We start from the raw sequence: 21,701 nt of genomic DNA, 5'->3' as shown, positions 1-21,701 counted from the left end.
GTTGCCGAATATCACGGAAGCATTGTCCACCGCGGAAGGTCTCATCGACGCTCCGCTGATTCATAAAGGCAAGGTCCGGGAGCTGTACGACCTGGGCGAGGAGCTGCTCATCGTCGTCACCGACCGGATCAGCGCGTTCGACTACGTGCTGGATCCGCCGGTACCCGGCAAAGGGCAGGTGCTGAACGGGCTGAGCGCGTTCTGGTTCGAACGGACGGCGGGCCTTCAGCCGAATCACGTCGTGCATACGGACGTAAAGCGGCTTGGCGCGGTCGCGAAGGAACCGGACAAGCTGGAAGGCCGCATCATGGCGTGCCGCAAGGCGAAGCGTATCGACATCGAGTGCGTCGTCCGCGGGTACATCACGGGCGGCGGCTGGCGGCAGTACCAGGCGAGCGGCGAAGTGAACGGCATCCGGCTGCCGGAAGGTTTACGGAAGAACAGTAAGCTGGAGGAGCCGATCTTTACGCCGGCGGGCAAAAACGACGTCGGGCACGACGAGGACATCCCGTTCGAGGAGATGGCCCGCCGCGTCGGAAGCGGGCTGGCCGAAGAGCTGCGGGAACGCAGCCTTCGCTTGTACGAAGCGGGACGCGACTTTTGCGCCGTCCGCGGCATCCTGCTGGCGGACTGCAAATTCGAATTCGGAGTGCTGGACGGCAAAGTCATCCTGATCGACGAGCTGTTCACGCCGGATTCCTCGCGATTCTGGGCGGAGGAGAAGTACGAGCTCGACATCGAGATCGACAGCATGGACAAAGAACCCGTCCGCACTTATTTGCTTCATTCCGATTGGGATAAGAACAGCCCGCCGCCTCGTCTCCCGGACGCGGTCGTGGAAGCCACCTCGGCTCGCTACAAGGACATTTATCGCCGGTTGACGGGCGAGAGCCTGGATTGAGAACGATCGCTGAGCTTACACGCATGGGCATTACGCTTTTTCCTGACTGAGCGGGATATCCCCTTCGCTCAGGAGAAAGCGGCACACGTTTCCCGTTTACCTGACTGACGGGGATATCCCCTTCGCTCAGGAGAATGGGAATCGGATGCCGCAGGACGATTCCGTCAGGTTGACTACGGCGCAGGCCGAAGGGCATCAGCCCATACGGTGAGGGATTGACCCCGTCAATCTCCCAAAACGGAGAGAGTTTGACTTCGTCAAACTCCCGATTATAGGAGGATAACGATGAAAGCCAAGGTTTACGTGACGATCAAGGAAAACGTGCTCGACCCCCAAGGCAACGCCGTGCAAGGCGCGCTGCACACGCTGGGCTTCGGCGAGGTCTCCAAGGTCCGCATCGGAAAATTCATGGAAGTCGAGCTGGACACGTCCGACCGGGCCCAAGCGGAAGAACAGTTGAAATCGATGTGCGAGAAGCTGCTGGCGAACACCGTCGTGGAAGATTATCGATTCGAATTGGAGGGCTGAGGCGCGCATGAAATTCGCAGTACTCGTGTTTCCCGGCTCCAACTGCGACCTTGACATGTTCCACGCGGTGCAAGACACGGTCGGCCAAGACGTCGACTACGTCTGGCACACGGCCACCGACCTGTCGGCTTACGACGCCATCCTCGTCCCCGGCGGATTCTCCTACGGCGACTATTTGCGATGCGGGTCCATCGCCCGGTTCGCACCCGTCATGGCCGAGGTGTACAAAGCGGCGGAAGCCGGCAAATTCGTGCTCGGCGTCTGCAACGGCTTCCAGATCCTCACGGAAGCGGGCCTCTTGCCCGGCGCGCTGATCCGCAACAACAGCCTGAAGTTCCGCTGCCATCCGGTCGACCTCGTCGTCGAGAACGCCCGAACGGCTTTCACGAACGCCTATGCCCAAGGGGAATCCGTCCGCATCCCGATCGCCCACGGCGAAGGCAACTATTACGTAGACGCCGAAACGCTCGAGCAGCTGAAAAAGAATAATCAAATCGTGTTCCGTTACGCGGGCGAAAATCCGAACGGTTCGATCCACAACATCGCCGGCGTCTGCAACGAGCGCGGCAACGTCGTCGGCATGATGCCGCACCCCGAGCGGGCGGTCAGCGAGCTGCTCGGCTCGAAGGACGGCGCGCGCATGTTCACGTCAGTACTCAACGCTTGGAGGGAACGCCATGGCGCAGCAATTGGCCGCTAAGGAACCGACGGTCGAACAGATCGCGGAGCAGAAAATCTACAAGCAGTTCGGCGTATCCGACAGCGAGTTCGAGCTCATTTGCGAGTTTCTCGGACGCAAGCCCAACTATACGGAAATCGGCGTGTTCAGCGTCATGTGGTCCGAGCATTGCGCGTACAAGAACTCCAAGCCGCTCCTGAGGCGTTTCCCGACGACCGGCCCGAAGGTGCTCATGGGCCCTGGCGAAGGCGCCGGCATCGTGGACATCGGCGACAACCAGGCCGTCGCGTTCAAAATCGAATCCCACAACCACCCGTCCGCCGTCGAGCCGTATCAAGGCGCGGCCACGGGGGTGGGCGGGATCATCCGGGACATTTTCTCCATGGGCGCCCGTCCGATCGCGCTGCTCAACTCGCTGCGATTCGGCAAGCTCGACAACGAGCGCGTGCGCTACCTGTTCACCCACGTCGTCGGCGGCATTGCCGGCTACGGCAACTGCATCGGCATTCCGACGGTGGCGGGTGAAGTCATGTTCGATGAAGCGTACGAGGGCAACCCGCTCGTCAACGCGATGTGCGTAGGCCTCATCGACCACGACAAAATCCAGCGCGGCGTCGCCAAAGGCGTCGGCAACCCCGTCTTCTACGTCGGGCCGGCCACCGGCCGCGACGGCATCCACGGCGCGACTTTCGCTTCCGAGGACCTGACCGCCGAATCCGAAGCGAAGCGTTCCGCCGTCCAAGTCGGCGATCCGTTCATGGAGAAGCTGGTCATGGAAGCGACGCTCGAGCTGATCGATTCCGGCATCGTGCTCGGCATCCAGGACATGGGCGCCGCGGGGCTCACCTGCTCCAGCGCGGAGATGGCGAGCAAGGCCGGCAACGGCATGGAGTTGTACCTCGACGAGGTGCCGCAGCGCGAAGAAGGCATGACCGCCTACGAAATGATGCTGTCCGAGTCGCAGGAGCGCATGCTGTTCGTCACCGAGCCGCAGCACGAGGAGCAAGCGAAAGCGATTTTCGCGCGCTGGGGCCTGCATTGCGCCAAAGTCGGCAAAGTGACCGACGACGGACGCCTGCGCCTTTTCCATAAAGGCGAGCAAGTCGCCGACATGCCGGTCAAGGCGCTCGTCGACGATTGCCCGATCTACGACAAACCGTCCAAGGTGCCGGAATATTACCTGCAGAACGGTTCTGTCGACACGACCCGCTACGAGCAGGTGCTGGATCTGACCGGCGCTTTGAAAAAGGTGCTCGGCTCTCCTTCGCTGGCGAGCAAAGAGTGGGTGTACAGCCAATACGACTACCAAGTGCGCACTTCGACGGCGGTCGTGCCGGGTTCGGACGCCGCGGTGGTCATGGTCCGCGGCACCCGCAAGGCGCTGGCGATGACGACGGACTGCAACGGCCGTTACGTCTATCTCGATCCCGAGGTCGGCGGCAAAATCGCGGTAGCGGAAGCCGCCCGCAACATCGTCTGCTCCGGCGGCGAACCGCTGGCGATCACCGACAACCTGAACTTCGGCAGCCCCGAGAAACCGGAAGTTTTCTGGCAGATGGAGAGGGCGGTCGACGGGATGTCCGAAGCCTGCCGCGTGCTGGACACGCCGGTCATCGGCGGCAACGTTTCGCTGTACAACGAGAACGTGAAAGGCGCGATCTACCCGACGCCGGTCGTCGGCATGGTCGGCCTGGTGCATGACCTTGACCATATCACGACGCAAAATTTCAAAGAAGTAGGCGACGTCATTTTCCTTCTGGGCGAGACGAAGGCGGAAATCGGCGGCAGCGAATTCCAGTACGCCGTGCACGGCGTGACCGAAGGGCGCCCGCCCGAGATCGACCTGGCGGTCGAGCGCGGCGTGCAGCAAGCGGTATTGGCCGCTATCCGCGCGGGCCTCGTCGCTTCGGCGCACGACCTCTCCGAGGGCGGGCTGGCGGCGGCGCTGGCGGAGTCCTGTTTCGGACGCGGCCTGGGGGCCAGCGTCGAATGGACGCCCAACCTGCGCCCGGATCTCGCGCTTTTCAGCGAATCGCAATCGCGGATCCTGCTGTCGGCGAAGCCGGAGAAGGCGGAGAAGCTGGCCGCGCTCCTCAAGGAGCAAGGCGTGCCGGCAACGCGCCTGGGCACCGTCGGCGGAGACCGCCTGACGATCAAGGTCGCGGGCCACACGGCGATCGACGCTCCGGTGGAGGAATTGCGCCGCGAATGGAAGGAAGCCATCCCATGCCGGATGAAGTAAATCCGGCCGCACCCGCTGACCATGGACAGAATGGAGGGATACCGGTGCAGCGCCTCTGGACGGGAGACTACTACAACGAAGGCAACGGACACGACGATATTTTCGACAAACTGAAGGAAGAGTGCGGCGTCTTCGGGGTGTTCGGCCATCCCGGCGCCGCGGCCCTGTCCTATTACGGCCTGCACGCGCTGCAGCACCGGGGCGAGGAAAGCGCCGGAATCTGCACCTCCGATGACGGCGAGTTCCATTACCATCGCGGAATGGGACTCGTCAAAGAAGTGTTCGACGAGAGCCGAATCGCTTCGCTGACCGGCGACCGGTCGATCGCGCACGTGCGGTACTCGACCGCGGGCGAGAGCAAGCTGGCCAACGCCCAGCCGCTCGTGTTCAAATACCGCGGAGGCGATCTGGCGGTCGCCACCAACGGCAACATCGTCAACGCGCCGCAAATCCGGCGGGAGCTCGAAGCGCAAGGCTCCATTTTCCAAACGTCCAGCGACACCGAGGTCATCGCCCACTTGATCGCCCGGTCGTCCAAAGGCCTCGTCGAGGCGGTCAAGGACGCCTTCGCGCAGCTCATCGGCGGTTATGCGTTCCTGATCCTGACGAACGACACGATGCTGGTCGCCTCGGATCCGCACGGCCTTCGGCCGCTCGTGATGGGCCGGTTGGGCGACGGGCACGTTTTCGCTTCGGAGACGTGCGCGTTCGAGACGATCGGCGCGACGTACCTGCGCGACGTGCAGCCCGGCGAGTTGCTGATTCTGGACAAAGACGGCGTGCGCGAGGACCGGTTCGCCGCGCTGGAGCGCCGCGCGGTGTGCGCGATGGAGTACATTTACTTCGCCCGTCCCGACAGCGACATCAACGCGATCAACCTGCACGCGGCCCGCAAGCGGATGGGCCGGCAGCTGGCGGTCGAAGCGTTCACGGACGCCGACGTCGTGACCGGGGTGCCGGACTCGAGCATATCGGCGGCGATCGGGTACGCGGAGCAGACGGGCATCCCGTACGAGCTCGGGCTGATCAAAAACAAATACACGGGGCGCACGTTCATCCAGCCGTCCCAGGAACTGCGCGAGCGGGGCGTGAAAATGAAGCTGTCCGCCGTCCGCAAAGTGGTGGAGGGCAAACGGGTCGTCATGATCGACGATTCGATCGTGCGCGGCACGACCTCCCGGCGCATCGTCAACCTGCTGCGGGAGGCGGGGGCGCTCGAGGTGCATGTCCGCATTACCTCGCCGCCGTTCGCGAACCCGTGCTTTTACGGGATCGACACCCCGGACCGACGGGATCTCATCGCGAGCAGCAAGACCGTCGAGGAGATCCGCCAGGCGATCAACGCGGATTCTCTCGCCTTCCTGAGCAAGCAAGGCTTGATCGAATCGATCGGCGGACATGAAGGCGAGCTGGACCGCGGGCTTTGCCTCGGCTGCTTCAGCAACGACTATCCGACGAAAGTCGAGTTCGAGGACGCCCGGATCGGCTGCGGCTGCGACTAAGTTTCGCCAACCCCTATAGTGAAGAATGAGGAGTGAACGGAGTGTCCGAAGCGTACAAACAGGCCGGCGTCGACATCGCCGCGGGCAACGAGGCCGTCGAACGGATGAAGAAGCACGTGAAGCGCACGTTCCGGCCGGAGGTGCTGACCGGGCTCGGCGGGTTCGGCGGGCTGTTCGGGCTGGACAAGAGCAAGTACGAGGATCCGGTGCTCGTCTCCGGGACCGACGGCGTCGGCACGAAGCTGAAGCTGGCGTTCCAGATGGACAAACACGACACGATCGGCATCGACGCCGTCGCCATGTGCGTGAACGACGTCGTGGTAACGGGGGCGGAACCGCTGTTCTTCCTCGACTACCTCGCGACGGGCAAACTCGTGCCCGAGAAGATCGAGGCGATCGTCGCCGGCGTCGCCGAAGGCTGCGCCCAAGCCGGATGCGCCTTGATCGGCGGCGAAACGGCGGAAATGCCCGGCATGTACCAGGACGGGGAGTACGATATCGCCGGATTCACCGTCGGGATCGTGGACAAGCCGCGCATCGTCGACGGTTCGGCCATCGTCCCGGGAGACGCGGTAATCGGCTTCGCTTCGAGCGGCGTTCACTCGAACGGGTTCTCCCTCGTCCGTCGTCTTCTGCTCGAGCAGAAAGGCTATTCGCTGGTCGACAAGCTGCCGGAGCTGGAAGGCCGCACGCTCGGGGAGACGCTGCTCGAACCGACCAAAATTTACGTCAAGCCGGTACTGAAACTGCTGGAGTCCGTACAGGTCAAAGGGATGGCCCACATTACAGGCGGAGGCTTCATCGAGAACATTCCGCGCGTGCTCCCGGAGGGCGTCAACGTGGACATTCAGCGCGGCTCCTGGCCGGTTCAGCCGATTTTCGGGCTGATGCAGAGGGACGGAAGCATTTCCGACCGCGACATGTATACGACGTTCAACATGGGCATCGGGATGGTGCTCGTCGTGCCGGCCGACCAGGCGGAGCAAGCCGTCGCGGCCGCCAAGGAGCTGGGCGAGCAAGCCTACCGGATCGGAACCGTCACGGCGGGCCGGAAAATGGTCACCTTCGAAGGGACGGAGCTGCCATGACGGTCCGTCTCGCCGTATTCGCCTCGGGCAGCGGGAGCAACTTCCAGGCCGTCGCCGAGGCGATCCGGGACCAGGGCATCCCCGCCCGCATCGAGCTCGTCGTCTGCGACAAGCCTTCGGCCTACGTGCTGGAGCGGGCCAAGGCGTTCGGCGTGGACACCTATACGTTCGATCCGAAAGCCTATCCGTCGAGGGAGGCTTATGAAAACGACATTCTCGCGGAACTGCGGAAACGCGGCGTCGAGTGGATCGTGCTGGCCGGTTACATGCGGCTGATCACGCCGGTTTTGGTCGAGCCGTACTACGGCCGGATGATCAATCTTCATCCCGCGCTGCTGCCGGCGTTCCCCGGCATCCACAGCGTGCGGCAGGCGCTCGAATACGGCGTGAAAATCACGGGCGCGACCGTTCACTTCGTGGACGGCGGCATGGATACGGGGCCGATCATCGCGCAGCAGGCGGTCGAGGTCTGTCAGGACGACACGGAGGAAACGCTGGCGGCGCGCGTCCACGCGGCGGAGCATGAACTGCTGCCGCGCGTCGTGCGCTGGATCGCGGAAGGGCGCGTGACGCTCACCGGCCGTCAAGTAAGCATTCGCTAAGGCGACGAATCCCTGCCGCTCGGAAGCGGAACAAGAAAGGACGAGGAACGATTCATGAGCGATGGTAAAGAAATCGAATTGCGATACGGCATGAACCCGCACCAGAAGGCCGCGAAGCTGTTCACGGAGGACGGCAAGGCGCTTCCGCTGACCGTCGTGAACGGCGACCCCGGCTTCATCAACCTGCTTGACGCGCTGAACGCGTTCCAGCTCGTGCGCGAGCTGCGCCAAGCGACCGGGCTGCCGGCCGCGGCATCGTTCAAGCACGTCAGTCCGGCAGGCGCGGCCGTTTACGCGCCGATGACGCCCGAACTGGCGAAAGCTTACTTCGTGGAAGGAATGGAGCTGTCGCCGCTGGCGACCGCCTACGCCCGCGCGCGCGGCGCCGACCGCATGTCCTCCTTCGGCGACGCGGCCGCGCTCAGCGACGTCGTAGACGCTTCCACGGCGCAGCTGCTGAAGCGCGAGGTGTCCGACCTCGTCGTGGCGCCGGGTTATACGCCGGAGGCGCTCGACATCCTGAAGCAGAAGAAGGGCGGCAAATACCTCGTGCTGCAAATCGATCCGGAATACGTGCCGGACCCGATCGAGACGCGCACGCTGTTCGGCTTGAAGCTGCAGCAGGAGCGCAACAACGCCGTGCCGGACGCTTCGGTGTTCGACCAGGTCGTGACGGAGAACAAAGAGCTGCCGGAGAGCGCGAAGCGCGATCTGCTGGTGGCGCTGATCACGCTGAAATACACGCAGTCGAACTCGATCTGCTACGCGCTGGACGGCCAGACGATCGGAATCGGCGCGGGCCAGCAGTCGCGCATCCACTGCACGCGCCTGGCCGGCGACAAAGCCGACCGCTGGTATTTGCGGCAGCATCCGGCCGCGCTGAACATGAAATTCCGCGAAGGGCTGTCGCGCGCCGAACAGAACAACGCGATCGACCTGTGGCTGGAAGAGGAAGTCACGCCGGTCGAGCAAGCCGCTTGGGAGCGCTGCTTCGATGAAGTGCCGGCCCGCCTGACGCGGGACGAGAAGCGCGAATGGCTCAAGGGCCTGCAAGGCGTCTCGTACGGTTCCGACGCGTTCCTGCCGTTCCGCGACAATCTCGACCGGGCGAGCCGCAGCGGCGTCAAGTACGTGATCCAGGCCGGCAGCTCGCTGCGGGACGAAGAAGTGGTCAAAGCCGCGAACGACTACGGCATGGTCATGGTGTATTCGGGCGTTCGCCTGTTCCACCATTAAACGGAAGGGGCGACGGCGGAACATGACGACGAACACGTCGGTCAAGTGGCAGGAGCTGGCGGACAAGACCGTCCGGCAATTGAAGGAGAACGCGTATCCCGGCCGCGGCATCATCATCGGCTTGACGCCGGATGCGACGAGGTACGTGCAAGTATACTGGATCATGGGGCGCAGCGAGAACAGCCGCAACCGCGTGTTCGTGCCGGAGGAGAACGGATTCCTCCGCACCGAGGCGCGCGATCCGGCGAAACTGTCCGACCCTTCGCTGATCATCTACTATCCGCTGCGGCACGAAGGCGGCGCGCATATCGTCACCAACGGCGACCAGACCGACACGATCTGGGATGCGCTGCGTTCGGGCGGCACGTTCGAGCAGGCGCTGGCGACCCGCACGTACGAGCCGGACCCGCCGAATTTCACGCCGCGGATCTCGGGGCTCGTCGACCTGAACGACCGGCAGAACGCCTATAAGCTGTCGATCCTGAAATCGAACGAGAACGACGAGTCGCAAACGAAACGCCAATTTTTCCACTACGAAAAAGCGATCGCCGGGTACGGCCACTTCATCTCGACGTACGTAGGAGACGGCAACCCGCTGCCTTCGTTCGCGGGAGAGCCTCAACTCGCGCCCCTGTTCGACGATGCCGGGGAGACCGCCCGGTTTTATTGGGACCTGCTGAACGGGGACAACAAGATTTCCTTGCTCGTCAAAACGATCCGCGTCTCGGACGGCGCCACGACGCTTACGGTCCTCAACAAAGACGCCGAAGGAGGGGCCTGACGTGCGCATCCTCGTGATCGGACGGGGCGGGCGGGAGCACGCCATCGTCTGGGCGCTCAAACGCGCCGACCCCGCCCGCGAAATCCTCTGCGCGCCGGGCAACGCGGGTATCGCCCAGCTTGCGGAAACGGTGCCGATCGGCGAAATGGAATTCGACCGGCTCGTGGCGTTCGCCCGCGAGAGAGCCGTCGATTTCGTCGTCGTCGGACCGGACGATCCGCTCGCGGCGGGCATCGTGGACGCCTTCGAGACGGCTGGCATTCCGGTGTACGGTCCTCGGAAGAACGCGGCGGAGATCGAAGGCAGCAAAATTTTCATGAAAAACCTGCTCCGCAAATACGGCATCCCGACCGCCCGGTACGAGACGTTCACCGATTATGAGAGCGCCAAAGCGTATTTGGACGCACAGCCGGTCCCGATCGTCATCAAAGCGGACGGATTGGCCGCCGGCAAAGGCGTCACGGTATGCTTCACGAGGGAACAGGCGGATGAGGCGCTCCGCGATACGATGCTGAACAAGTCGTTCGGCTCGGCGGGCGACAAGGTGGTCATCGAAGAGTTCCTCGAAGGGCAGGAAATGTCCATCCTCTCGTTCGTCGACGGAGAGACGGTCGTACCGATGCCCGCGGCGCAGGACCATAAGCCGGTCTTCGACGGCGACAAAGGGCCGAACACGGGCGGCATGGGCACCTATTCCCCGCTGCCGCATATTCCGCAGTCGGTCATCGACACGGCGATCGAGACGATCATCCGGCCGACGGCCCGCGCGATGGTCGCCGAAGGCCGCCCGTTCCGCGGCGTGCTGTTCGCCGGCCTCATGATCACGAAAGACGGCCCGAAGACGATCGAGTTCAACGCCCGCTTCGGAGACCCCGAGACCCAGGTCGTGCTTCCTCGGCTGCAGACCGACCTGCTGGAGATTTTCCAAGCGTCGCTGGAGGGCCGGCTGGACCGCGTCGACATCGCCTGGAGCCCGGAATCGGCGGTGTGCGTCGTACTCGCCTCGGAAGGGTATCCCGGCTCCTATCCGAAAGGATTGCCGATCGAGGGCCTGGATCGTGTCTCCGAGGAGGAAGCGCTCGTATTCCATGCCGGCACGGCGGAGAAAGACGGCCGGATCGTCACGAACGGCGGCCGCGTCCTGGGCGTCGTCGGGCGCGGAGCGGACATCCGCCAGGCGCGCGAGCGCGCCTACGCCGCGGCGGACCGCATTACGTTCCAAGGCAAAATGAACCGGACCGACATCGCCGCCAAGGCGCTTCGGTAACCGAATTCCCTTCGCTATCCATACGGCCTTGGCCGGACGGCTCGATCCCGCGGATCGGGCCGCCCGGCCAAGGTTTATTTTTTCTGGAACAGCTCCCGGCGGCGGACGAACACATAACCGATCGCCCAGATCATGCCTGCGGCCAGCAGCGCCGTGATCGTATGGCCCGACAACCATTCGACGAACGTTTTCATCCCGTCAGCCTCCCTTGTATTTTTTGGCTGTTCGTAGCTTGCCCCAATTTTCCTGACGGTCGCGCTTTCCCGGATTATAATGGGGGTACGGTTTTTCCGGAAAGGAGCTTTCGCTTGAAACCGATAAGAGTCATGATCGTCGACGACGAAATCCTGGCGATCGAACATCTTCGCGGGCTCGTTCCTTGGGACGCGCTCGGTTTCGAAATCGTATGCGCCGCAACGAATCCGCTTCAGGCTCCCGAGCTGGCGCGCAAGCATCAGCCGGAGCTGGCGATCATGGACATCGTCATGCCTGGCATGGACGGGCTGGCGCTCTGCGAACGCCTCGCCGCCGCCGGCTCGCTCCTGAAAATCGTCCTCCTCACCTCCTACAAGGAGTTTGACTACGCCAAGGCGGCGGTGAAGCTGGGCGTGTCCAACTATTGGGTGAAGCATGAAATGAACGGAGAGACCTTGCAGCGGGAGCTGGCCGGGCTCCGGCAGGAGATCGAGCGGGAAAGGCAGCGCCGGGATGCGGACCGCGGCCGCCTGCTCACGGACTGGTTGGGCGGTCGCCCGCTGACGGACGAGCAGTGGGCGATCGCCGCCGGCGGCAAGGCGTCCGCCGCGGACAACCTGCAACTGATCGTCCTGCAGCCCGATCTCCCGTTTCCGGTTTTGGCCGGAATCGTGGGCGCGGCGGACGTCTCCGCAGCCAGACTGCCGGCAGAGTGGCCGGACGGAGGGGACGCCGAGTTGCTGGCGGCCGTCCGTTTTCTGGATAACCAGTACGTCCTTCTCTATACGGACGGAGGAATCCGGGGCGAGGGCAAGAAACGGGAATTTCTCGAAGAAAAAGCGTCCAAGGCCCGGGAGACGCTGGAGAGGCGAATCGGCACGACGGCGTCCGTCGCCGCGGCGTTCGGATTGGCCGGTCGGGTCGATGTGCCCGCCAAGCTGGCGGAAGCGGCACGCTTCCTGGCGTTGTCGGTTTTCGCCGGTCCCCGGGCGTCCTATCGCCTGAACGATCCCGCCGCCAAGCCCCCGACCGAAGTCCGCCCTTTGGCCTGGGTAGACGGGATGGCGCGTTTCCGGGAAGCGCTGAACGCGGGGAATTTCGCCGAGGCGTCCAACGCGCTGGAAGCCTTGTTCGGGCAGGCGGAAGCCTCGCGGGACGTGACCGGGTTCGCGGATTTCTGCCGCCAGCTGGCGGCCCTGCTGGACCGAAGCCGGGCGGCGTCCCGGCTGCCTTCGCTGCGGGAAGCCTGGGAGGCGGGAAACTTCCGGGCGGAACAATGGGTGTCCGTCGCCGGCATCCGGTCGTGGGCGCTCGCGGAGGTGGACCGGCTGGCCGAAGCCGCTGGCGGCGCGGCCGCGCTTTCCCGGAAAGTCCGGCAGGCGCTGGAATACATGGAGAGCCGCTACGCGGACGAAGAGCTGAGCGCGGACGCGATCGCCCAGCATCTCGGCATCAGCCGCGACTACCTTCGCCACGTTTTCAAAGAAGAGACCGGCCGGACGCTGCTGGACAAGCTCACGGACATCCGGATGGAACGCGCCAAAGCGCTGCTAGAGCAAGGCACCTTCAAGGTGTACGAGATCGCCGAGCGCGTGGGATACCGGAACGGCCGATATTTCAGCCAGGTGTTCCGCAAATGGACGGGCCAAAATCCCCTCGACTTCATGGAGAGAAAGAGATGAATCGGCCATGCGGATGAAAATCCGAACGAAAATCATCGCCAGCACCGCGCTCGTCGTTTCGGTCTCGCTGCTGCTCAGCGGCTTTTTCATCTACGATTACGCCAAAGGAATCATCCGGGACCAGTCGATCAAGGACAGCCGCACGAAGCTGGCGCAGGTGTCGTTCCAGCTCAAGAAAATCCAGGAGCAAGTCATGAAGACCGCGGAGTACATCGTCTCGGACGAGGAAATCGCCGCGCTCGTCAGCCAGCCGGCAAGTCCGGATATCGAAAAGGACTATTTCCGGAAGCAGGCCGTCCAGGAGAAGCTTCAACGGTTCGCCGCCCTCAACAACTTCATTTTGAACATCCTTCTCGTCCCTCCGGGAGGGGAGACGTATTCCAACTACAGCGGCTACGAGGACTATTTCGCCGATTATCTGATGCAGGACTGGTTCCTGAAAATGAAGGATTCCCGCAGCGGATATTCCGAGCCCCATCCGTTCTTTTACATCGGCGGCAACCGGCAGGCGTTCAGCTACGTGCTGAAGTACCGGCCGATCGGGGATCAGACGGGGCCTTACAGCTATTTGATCCTGGATGTCGCCTATTCCGAGCTCGACAACGTGTTCCGGCAGAGCGAACGGGATTTCGAGCAGATGGCGCTGTACACGGGATCGGGGGCCCTGCTGTTCTCGTCCGCCCCCGCTCTGGGAAGGGACGATGCCGCGTTCCTGAAGCAAGCGTTGGATTCCGGAACGGATTTCCAAGAGGACGCGGAGCGGATCGCGCTGACCGACGAGGCGATGAACCAAGGCTGGAAGCAGGCGGCGCTCATTTCCAAGAAGCAGCTGTTCGAGAAAATCAACCGGGTGTTTTATTTTTACGTGATTATCATCTTGAGCGGAATCGCCGTCACGCTGATCGTCATGCTCCCGATCATCGTGGGGTTGACCCGGCCGCTGTCCCGGCTGACGCAAGCGATGAAGCGGGTGGCGGCGGGCGATCTGAACACCCACGTCTCCATCAAGAGCGGGGACGAGCTGGAAATCCTGGGCGGCGGCTTCAACCGGATGGTCACCGACTTGAAGGATTTGATCGAATCTTCGATCCGCGATGAAGAGATGAAGCGCAAAATGCAGATCGACCTGCTGATGGCGCAAATCAATCCGCACTTCGTCTACAACACGCTGAACACGCTGATTTATTTGGCCCATGCCGGCCGCAACGCGCAAGCCGTCGAGGTGACGCAGGCTTTGATCGGGATATTGCAAGACACGGTAAAGACCGGAGAAGGGGCCGTCCGCGCCCCTTTGGCCGAAGAGAAGAAAATCGTGGACAAATACGCCTTGATCCAGCAAACGAGGTATCCGGGCCGGTTCAAGCTCCGCTGGGAGCTGGAGGACGGCCTACTGGACAAGCCGGTGCTCCGGATGGCGCTGCAGCCGCTGGTGGAAAACGCGATCGTTCACGGCATCGTCCCGTCCGAGCGGGAGCAGGGGGAAATCGCCGTCAGGGCCTATCGCGAATCGGGCGATTTCGTGCTGGAGGTGGAAGACGACGGCCGGGGGTTCGCCCGGAGCGAAGCCGATCCGGTCCGCTCGCCGGCCTTGCCCGAAGTCCACGAACGGACGCGGGGGATCGGCCTCTCCAACATCCGGGAGCGGCTCCGGACGACGTTCGGTGCGGCCGCTCGGCTTGAAATCGAGCGCGGGTCTGCGGGAGGAACGCTGGTGCGCTTGCGGTTTCCGCTGACGGAAGCGGGGTAAAGGAGCGCCGGATTTTATACAAAATCGCCGTTTTGACTCCTACAACGAGGGACGCCCCGGGGGTACGATGGACATCAGGAAGGCGCTTTCCACTTTAGAACCTGGGGGGACTTTGAAAGTGAACAAACAGAAGGTTTCCAAATGGCTTGCGGGCGCTCTGCCTCTGACCCTGCTGGCCGGCGCGCTGGCGGCCTGCGGCGGCGGCAACTCGGATTCCGGCGTTTCGCCGTCCCCGGCGAGCCCGTCGGCATCGTCCGGCGGCGCGTCGCCCACGGCTTCCGCGAGCACCGACCCGACGCAGCTCAGCGGTACCGTGAAAATCTGGGACTGGGACGAAACGTTCCAGAAAGGCATGATTCCGGAGTTCAACAAGAAGTATCCGAACATCAAGGTCGAAGTCACCGTCGTCAACCCGAACGATTACTTGCAGAAGCTGCAAAGCGGCATCGCTTCCGGGTCCGACGTGCCGGACATCATCCTCGGCGAAGAAGCGTACCGCGGCAAGCTGTTCGATCTCGACGTGCTGGACAATCTGGAGCAGGCTCCGTACAACTTCGACCGCAGCAGCGTCCTGGACTACACGATTCCGTTCATTTCGAACTCCAAAGGCCAAGTCGTAGCCGTCGACCAGGCTATCACGCCGGCGGGCTTCGCGTACCGCCGCGACCTGGCGAAGCAATATTGGGGCACCGACGATCCGGCCGAGCTGGAGAAGCTGTTGTCGACCTGGGATGATTTCATCGCCAAAGGTACCGAGCTCAAGGAAAAGAGCGGCGGCAAGGTGCTCATGTTCCCGGGGCTCGGCGACGCGTTCCTCGTGCTGAGAAACCAGAACGTCGTCCCGTACGTGAACGGATCCGACGTCGATCTGACCGCCAAGCTGAAGGGGCCGATCGACACGCTGTTCAAGATGCGCGACGCCGGCATTCTCGGCAAGAACGAACTGTGGACGCCCGCTTGGTCCGCTTCCATGGCGAAAGGCGAATTCATGTTCTACCCGATGGCTCCTTGGGGTCCGAAATGGCACATCTCGGCGAACGATCCGGAAGGCAAAGGCCGCTGGGGTCTCGTCAAAGCGCCGGAAGCCGGATTCGCCCGCGGCGGCACCGCGGTCGGGATTTACAAGGACAGCAAGGTGAAGGAAGCCGCTTGGGCGTTCGTGAATTTCGCCTATCAGTCCGAAGAAGGCTCGCTGTATAACTTCAAAACGTTCGGCAACATGACGAGCAACAAAGCCTTTTACGAGAAGGAAAAAGCGACGTTCGACGCTCCGGGCGCCTACGACGAGTTTTTCGGGGGCCAGAACCTGGCGAGGTACTTCCTCGACAACATCATTCCGGACATGAAAGGCGCTCCGCAGTCCAAATACGATTCCGTCGTGGATTCGGTCATGAACGCCCTGTATCCGCTCTGGACGAAGGATACCTCCATTACGGCCGACGCCGCGCTCGAGAAATTCAAAACGGAGTTCAAGAACAAGGCGCCTGACGCCAACGTGAAGTAAACAGCAAACGAGGGATGACCGTGAACGCGGAACGAACCGTTACTTCCGCCGCATCCCGCAAACGCGGATGGGGGCCACGCATGTGGCCCTATCTTTTCTCTCTGCCGTTTGTGGCGGCTTATGCGGCTTTCCAATTGTACCCCGTCATCTATTCCTTCGTGCTCAGCCTGCACGATTGGAACGGAATCGGCGCCAAAACCTACATCGGCTTCAAAAACTACGTCCAGCTGTGGTCCCATGACCCGCTGTTCGTGAAATCGCTCTGGAACACGCTGATCATGATGGCGATGTTCATCCCGGTCACATTGATTCTGGGACTGCTGCTGGCCTATTGGACGTTCCATCTGGTCCGGGGCAAAAAGCTGATCCAGACGATCAACGTATTGCCGTACATTACGACGCCGGTCGCGATCGGCTTCATTTTCTCTTACCTGTTCGACTGGCAAACCGGACTCGTCAACCTGCTGCTCGTGAAATTCGGCTGGGTGCAGGAAGGGGTCTATTGGCTCCAGAATCCTTGGAGTTCAAGGGCCGTGATCGCCTTGATGGTCATCTGGCGCAACCTCGGCTATTTCATGATCATCTACATGGCCGGCATGACCGTGATCCCGCAGGACGTCTACGAAGCCGCGAAGGTCGACGGCTCCTCCGGGTTCCATACGTTCCGGAAAATCACGATGCCGCTGCTGCGCAACATCAGCGTTTTCCTGGTCGTTACTTCCGTCATCAACGGGCTTCAACTGTTCGACGAGCCGAAGCTGCTGTACGGCGGCTGGTCGGGCTCGGTCCAGGTAGGAGGCCCTGACAATACCGCGCTGACCATGATTTGGCGGTTCGTGGACGTCTCGTTTATTTCCGACACCCGCTTCGGATACGCTTCGGCGATCGCTTACTCGCTGTTCCTGCTGATCGTCGTGTTCTCGATGCTGAGCTACCGGTTGACGGCGCCGAAGGAGGACCAGCGATGAAAACGCTCGTTTGGATTTGCCTGATCGTCATTTCGCTGCTGTCGCTGTTTCCGTTCTACATCATGATCGTCATGAGCACCCATGTCACCGAGGACTTGTTCAAGGGCATACCGATTCTGCCCGGCGACTACCTGGGGGAAAACCTGCATACGGTGCTGCGTTCCGACTTTCTCCGCGTGTACGGGAACAGCCTGACGGTCTCTATCGCCGCCGTCGCGCTGGCCGTGCTGACCAGCACCTTGGTCGGCTACGCCGTGGCGAAGTTCGAATTCCGCGGACGGAAATGGCTGCAGCTGTTCGTCATCCTCACGATGATGGTGCCCACGCAGGTCGGCCTGATCGGCTACATCATCGAGATGCGCCACTTGGGCGTCGGCAACACGCTGTGGCCCGTGATCCTGGTGTGGGCGGCGTTCCCGTTCGGCGGGTTCTTCATGATCCAGTTCATCCGCGACTCGATTCCGACCGACCTGCTGGAGTGCGCGCGGATCGACGGCTGCTCGGAGCCCGGCATTTTCGCCCGGATCGTGCTGCCGATCATCAAGCCCGGGCTGGCGACGCTGGCTACGCTCGTGTTCCTGTGGTCTTGGAACAACTACCTGCTGCCGCTCGTCACGATCAATAAAGCGAATTGGTACACGCTGCCCGTCTTCATTTCCAACCTCGGCATCGTGCATCGGACCGATTACGCGGCCCGAATGGCGGCGCTGACGATGTCGACGGTTCCGGTGTTGATCCTGTTCATTCTGGGATCGCGCACGTTCATGAAGGGCTTGACCGCGGGCGCCGTCAAAGGCTGAGGGAAGGAGGAACGGGATGGTGAACGTGATGAACCAACACACGGGGAGAACGTCGATCCCTTTGGACGGGGAATGGCGGTTTTTCCTCGATCCCGCGGATGAGTTCTCCTCCGGAAAGCTGCCGGAGGCGGCCCGGTTCGAGAGCCGGATCCGGGTCCCCGGTTCCTGGGAGGAGCAGGGGTTCGGCGACGAGCCGCTGCTGCAGCAGATCGATACGTGGACGAAGATCCGGGAATATACCGGTACCGGCTGGTACCGGCTGGAATTCGAAGCCGAGGCGGCCCCGGAGAACGGCGCCGCGCGGCTCACGCTGGCCGGCGTGCGTTGGGCGTCGCAGGTCTGGCTTAACGGCCGTTATGCCGGGCGGGAATCGAGCCTGTCCGTCGAGCACGTCCACGACGTGACGGGACTTCTGGTCCCAGGCCGGAACGAGCTGCTCATCCGCGTCGACAACCGGATGCTGCTGCCGCTTGCGGACAGCCATATCCACACCCGCCACACCGCGACCGAGTGGGGCGGCATCACGGGCGGCGCCGTCCTGGAGCTGCTGCCGCCGCTGCGGATCCGCGGCGTGCGCGTAACGCCGGATTTGGCGGGGCGGGCTTTCCGCTGCCTTGTCGAAACGGACGGGGATCCGGGGGCGGTGGCGGGCTGCCGGGTCATCGCCCGGTTTACCGCGCCGAGCGGGGAGACTTTCGAGGCGTCGGCGGATTGCCAAGGGACCGGGACGCAGGTGGTTTGTCCGCTCGGGGAGTTTCCCGCTTATTGGTCGGACGTCTCCCCGCTGCTGTACGAAGCGGAATTCGCGCTGGCGCGCGGAGGCGCGACGGAGGATCGCGTCCGGCAGCGCGCCGGTTTCCGCGAGTTCCGGGCGGAAGGGCAACGGCTGCTCCTGAACGGGGCGCCGGTATTCCTCCGCGGGTACGCGGACTGCTGCATTTTCCCGCTGACCGGGTATCCGTCGTGGGACAAGGAGCATTACGCAAGGCAATTCCGCATCGCGAAGTCGTACGGCTTCAACCACGTCCGGCTTCACTCCTGGACGGCCCCGGCCCCCTTCTGGGAGGCCGCGGACGAAGCGGGCATGCTCGTGCAGGCGGAGCTCCCGCATTGGTCGGCGCTGTACCAGCCGCGGAGCGCCGTTCCGGACGGCGAAGTCGACGCCTTCCTGGAAGCGGAGTTGATCCGCATCTACGACCGGCTGAACGCCCACCCGTCGTTCGTGCTGTTCTCGATGGGCAACGAGCTGGTCGAGGATGACGGCAACGTTCGGCTGAACGAATGGGTCCGCCTGGCGAAGGAGCGGGATCCTTCCCGGCTCGCGACGGACAATACCGGCTTCGGCCAACTGCCGGAGCAGGACCGCGCAGGCGATTTCTACATCCATTCCTTCAACTGGCACAAGCCGCTGAAGACCGAAGAAATCGCCAAACCCGCGACCGACCGGGATTTCTCCGCCGTGACGCGGCTCACGGACAAGCCCGTCCTGGGCCATGAGCACGCGCAATTTTCGATGTACGTGCGTCCGCAGGAGAGAGAGAAGTACACGGGCGTGCTGCGGCCGACCTGGCTGGAGACGACGGAAGAGACGCTCCGCCGCAAAGGGTTGGACGCCAGGGTGGACGAATTCATCGCGGCTTCCGGCGTCCATCAGGTCCGCTCCTTGAAGGAAGCGTTGGAACGCGTGAGGCGGACGCCGGGCGCGGCCGGTTTCCAGCTGCTCGACATCCGGGATTTTCCCGGCCAAGGGCATGCCACCACCGGCATTCTCGACGTTTTCTGGGACGATAAGGGCTTCGCCGATCCGGAGACGTTCGCCGGGTTCAACGGGCCGACGTCCTTGCTGATGGAATGCGTCACCCGGACGTTCTACGCCGGGGAGACGCTTAGCGCCCGGCTGCTCGTCTCCCATTACGGCGAGGCGTTGCCGCTGACCGGCCGGGTGGGCTGGAGCCTGAAGTCGGGCGGAGAGGTTCTGGGAGAAGGGAGCTTTCCCTTAAGCGGACAAACCCGCGGGAGCGTGGAGGCAGCAGGGACGGTCCGGGTTGCTTTGCCGGATTCGGGCGCGTGTTCGCTCGTTCTGGAGGCTTGGCTGGAGGAAGAGGGCGGCCGGGGCGCGATTCGGAACGAGTGGTCTTTCTGGGCGTTCGACCGGGTCCGGCCGGATCCGTCGTACGCTTCCGTCTGGACGAGCGCCGCTTCCCTGAAGCTGGCCTTCTACGGCATCCGTTCGGAGCCGGGGCCTTCTTTCGATGCCGCCGCCAGCATTCGGCGGGGCCTGAGGCTCGCCGTCGTCGACCGGCTGACCACCCCGGTGCTGCAATATCTCGCGAACGGCGGCCGGGTATGGCTGATGGCCGGGGAGAGCGAGATCGCGGACGCGGTCGTGACCAAGTATTTGCCGGTGTTCTGGAACTATCTGATGTTCTCCGAGCAGGCCGGAGGGACGATGGGAACGGTGATCCGTCCGCATCCCGCTTTGGGCGCTTTCCCCCATGACGGGAATTCCGATTGGCACTGGTATCACCTGTTCAACGGGGCTCCCGCGGTGTGCCTGGATGCCGTTCCGGAGATCGAGCCGATCGTCGAGCCGGTCGACAATTTCAACCGGGCCAAACGGCTGGCTTACGCGTTCGAAGCGAACGTCGGCCGGGGCAGGCTCCTCGTTACGACGCTCAACTTCCGCGCGGCCGACGATCTGAAAAAGCCCGAGACCGCCTTCCTGCTTCGGCAATTTCTGGACTACGCGAGGAGCGAGGCGTTCCGGCCCCAAGGAAGCATGACGCTGGGACAGGTGCTGGGCTTGTTCCGCCTGAGGGGGATTCATTCTTTCCTGTAAGATGACCCACCTTGCCGTTTTCCTGACTGAAGGGGATATCCCCTTCAGTCAGGAAAGGGAGGAAAGTGCTTGCCGAACCGTCAAGGGATGTTCGACATCTCCTGACGGTTTTCGTTTTTTCGAGTGCCCGGCAGGCTTGACGAGAACGAAAGGACCGTGTTACATTTAAATCATAGTAAATTAATCGGAATAAACGGAATAAAGAAAGGATGAGGCTGCCATGGAACGAACCATCACCTTGAAATACCAAGACCTCCCGCTCGCCGCCAGCATCGATTATCCCCCGCCGGAAAATCGGTCTGCCGAGCGCAAGGTCCCGCTCGTCGTGATCTGCCATGGGTTCGTCGGCAGCCGTCTCGGCGTCGACCGACTGTTCGTTCTGGCCGCCCGCGAATTCGCACAGCGCGGTTCCCTCGTCATCCGGTTCGATTTCGCCGGCTGCGGCGAGAGCGGCGGGGAATACGGCCGGCATGGGCTCGACTCCATGATCGACCAAATCCGCACCGTGCTGGATTACGGGTTGTCGCTCGATTGCGTCGACCCGCTTAGAGTCACGCTGCTGGGACACAGCTTGGGCGGGGCGGCCGCGCTCCTGGCGGCCTCCCGGGACCGCCGGGTCAAATCCCTCGCGCTTTGGTCTGCCGCCTTGCATCCGTTCGCCGATATCGTGCGCATCGTAGGCAAAGACGTTTACGAACGGGCCCTGAAGGAAGGGCGGGCCGATTATCGCGGATTCACGCTGACGCCCGCGTTTTTCGAATCGCTGCAGCAATTCCAACCCTTCCATCAAGCCCCGCGATTCCACGGAGACGTCTTCTTGGCGCATGGCACGAGCGACGAGGCGATTCCCGCGGACTACACGTTTTTGCTGGAAAAAACGTTCTGGCTTCGCGGGGAAGGCCGCTGCGACAAAACGATCCTGTTCCAGGCGGACCATACCTATTCGAACGGCGAACATAAAGCGGAATTGTTCCAAGCGACCGCCGACTGGCTCGACAGGTACGAAGAGCGCCAGCGGGATTGGCATCACTGGAGCATTTGACGAAACCTCCCGCTTTTCGCGGAATTTTTTTAGAAAAATCTTCCTCGCCATCGATCCGAAACCGCTTTGCCTTCGTCTAATGGATATCCGAAAAAACG

The 21,701-nt window shown here is 62.6% G+C and carries 17 protein-coding genes; all 17 read left to right on the top strand.

Annotation, left to right across the window (positions count from 1 at the left end; genetic code table 11):
- Position 1 precedes the first annotated feature (1 nt).
- The 17 genes from PTZ19_RS18640 (at position 2) to PTZ19_RS18560 (ending at position 21,603) form a co-directional block, all read left to right on the top strand.
- Positions 2-901, top strand: a complete 900-nt coding sequence (locus PTZ19_RS18640; RefSeq protein WP_276356629.1) for a phosphoribosylaminoimidazolesuccinocarboxamide synthase — start codon at positions 2-4, stop codon at positions 899-901.
- Positions 902-1,186: 285 nt separating this feature from the next.
- Entirely contained in the window at positions 1,187-1,429 is a 243-nt protein-coding gene (gene purS, locus PTZ19_RS18635) for a phosphoribosylformylglycinamidine synthase subunit PurS (protein ID WP_276356627.1), read from the top strand.
- A gap of 7 nt (positions 1,430-1,436) precedes the next feature.
- Positions 1,437-2,129, top strand: coding sequence for a phosphoribosylformylglycinamidine synthase subunit PurQ (purQ, locus tag PTZ19_RS18630; RefSeq protein ID WP_276356625.1), 693 nt, complete (start codon positions 1,437-1,439; stop codon positions 2,127-2,129).
- Positions 2,107-4,350: a phosphoribosylformylglycinamidine synthase subunit PurL gene (gene purL, locus PTZ19_RS18625; RefSeq protein WP_276356624.1), complete on the top strand. Its 2,244-nt coding sequence runs from the start codon at positions 2,107-2,109 to the stop codon at positions 4,348-4,350. Before purQ ends, purL begins: the two co-directional genes overlap by 23 nt.
- Entirely contained in the window at positions 4,335-5,852 is a 1,518-nt protein-coding gene (gene purF / locus PTZ19_RS18620) for an amidophosphoribosyltransferase (protein ID WP_276356623.1), read from the top strand. The genes purL and purF overlap by 16 nt, the downstream gene beginning before the upstream one ends.
- Before the next feature lie 41 nt (positions 5,853-5,893).
- Positions 5,894-6,940 (top strand): phosphoribosylformylglycinamidine cyclo-ligase, encoded by a 1,047-nt coding sequence (gene purM / locus PTZ19_RS18615; protein ID WP_276356622.1) that lies wholly within the window; start codon positions 5,894-5,896, stop codon positions 6,938-6,940.
- Positions 6,937-7,542, top strand: coding sequence for a phosphoribosylglycinamide formyltransferase (purN, locus tag PTZ19_RS18610; protein ID WP_276356620.1), 606 nt, complete (start codon positions 6,937-6,939; stop codon positions 7,540-7,542). The genes purM and purN overlap by 4 nt, the downstream gene beginning before the upstream one ends.
- A gap of 54 nt (positions 7,543-7,596) precedes the next feature.
- Complete coding sequence (locus PTZ19_RS18605) at positions 7,597-8,778, top strand: phosphoribosylaminoimidazolecarboxamide formyltransferase (RefSeq protein ID WP_276356619.1); 1,182 nt, start codon at positions 7,597-7,599, stop codon at positions 8,776-8,778.
- A 22-nt stretch (positions 8,779-8,800) separates the two neighbouring features.
- Positions 8,801-9,559, top strand: coding sequence for an IMP cyclohydrolase (locus PTZ19_RS18600; protein WP_276356618.1), 759 nt, complete (start codon positions 8,801-8,803; stop codon positions 9,557-9,559).
- Position 9,560: 1 nt separating this feature from the next.
- On the top strand, positions 9,561-10,826 hold the full coding sequence (gene purD, locus PTZ19_RS18595; protein WP_276356617.1) for a phosphoribosylamine--glycine ligase: 1,266 nt from the start codon (positions 9,561-9,563) through the stop codon (positions 10,824-10,826).
- Between the two features lie 308 nt (positions 10,827-11,134).
- Positions 11,135-12,703 (top strand): helix-turn-helix domain-containing protein, encoded by a 1,569-nt coding sequence (locus PTZ19_RS18590; RefSeq protein WP_276356616.1) that lies wholly within the window; start codon positions 11,135-11,137, stop codon positions 12,701-12,703.
- 7 nt (positions 12,704-12,710) lie between these two features.
- Complete coding sequence (locus PTZ19_RS18585; protein WP_276356615.1) at positions 12,711-14,450, top strand: sensor histidine kinase; 1,740 nt, start codon at positions 12,711-12,713, stop codon at positions 14,448-14,450.
- Positions 14,451-14,568: 118 nt separating this feature from the next.
- Complete coding sequence (locus PTZ19_RS18580) at positions 14,569-15,954, top strand: extracellular solute-binding protein (RefSeq protein ID WP_276356613.1); 1,386 nt, start codon at positions 14,569-14,571, stop codon at positions 15,952-15,954.
- A gap of 80 nt (positions 15,955-16,034) precedes the next feature.
- Positions 16,035-16,922 (top strand): carbohydrate ABC transporter permease, encoded by an 888-nt coding sequence (locus PTZ19_RS18575; protein ID WP_276356612.1) that lies wholly within the window; start codon positions 16,035-16,037, stop codon positions 16,920-16,922.
- The gene (locus PTZ19_RS18570) at positions 16,919-17,722 is read left to right on the top strand and encodes a carbohydrate ABC transporter permease (RefSeq protein WP_276356611.1); all 804 of its coding nucleotides are present in this window, start codon (positions 16,919-16,921) and stop codon (positions 17,720-17,722) included. The genes PTZ19_RS18575 and PTZ19_RS18570 overlap by 4 nt, the downstream gene beginning before the upstream one ends.
- 16 nt (positions 17,723-17,738) lie before the next feature.
- On the top strand, positions 17,739-20,561 hold the full coding sequence (locus PTZ19_RS18565) for a glycoside hydrolase family 2 protein (RefSeq protein WP_276356610.1): 2,823 nt from the start codon (positions 17,739-17,741) through the stop codon (positions 20,559-20,561).
- Positions 20,562-20,781: 220 nt separating this feature from the next.
- Positions 20,782-21,603, top strand: coding sequence for an alpha/beta hydrolase (locus PTZ19_RS18560; protein ID WP_276356609.1), 822 nt, complete (start codon positions 20,782-20,784; stop codon positions 21,601-21,603).
- The last annotated feature ends 98 nt before the right edge of the window (positions 21,604-21,701 follow it).

The organism is Cohnella caldifontis (genome assembly GCF_029360585.1).
Classification (GTDB): Bacteria; Bacillota; Bacilli; order Paenibacillales; family Paenibacillaceae; genus Cohnella; species Cohnella caldifontis.
The sequence above is the reverse complement of the archived record's forward strand: the minus strand, read 5'-3'. Positions and strand labels throughout refer to the sequence as shown.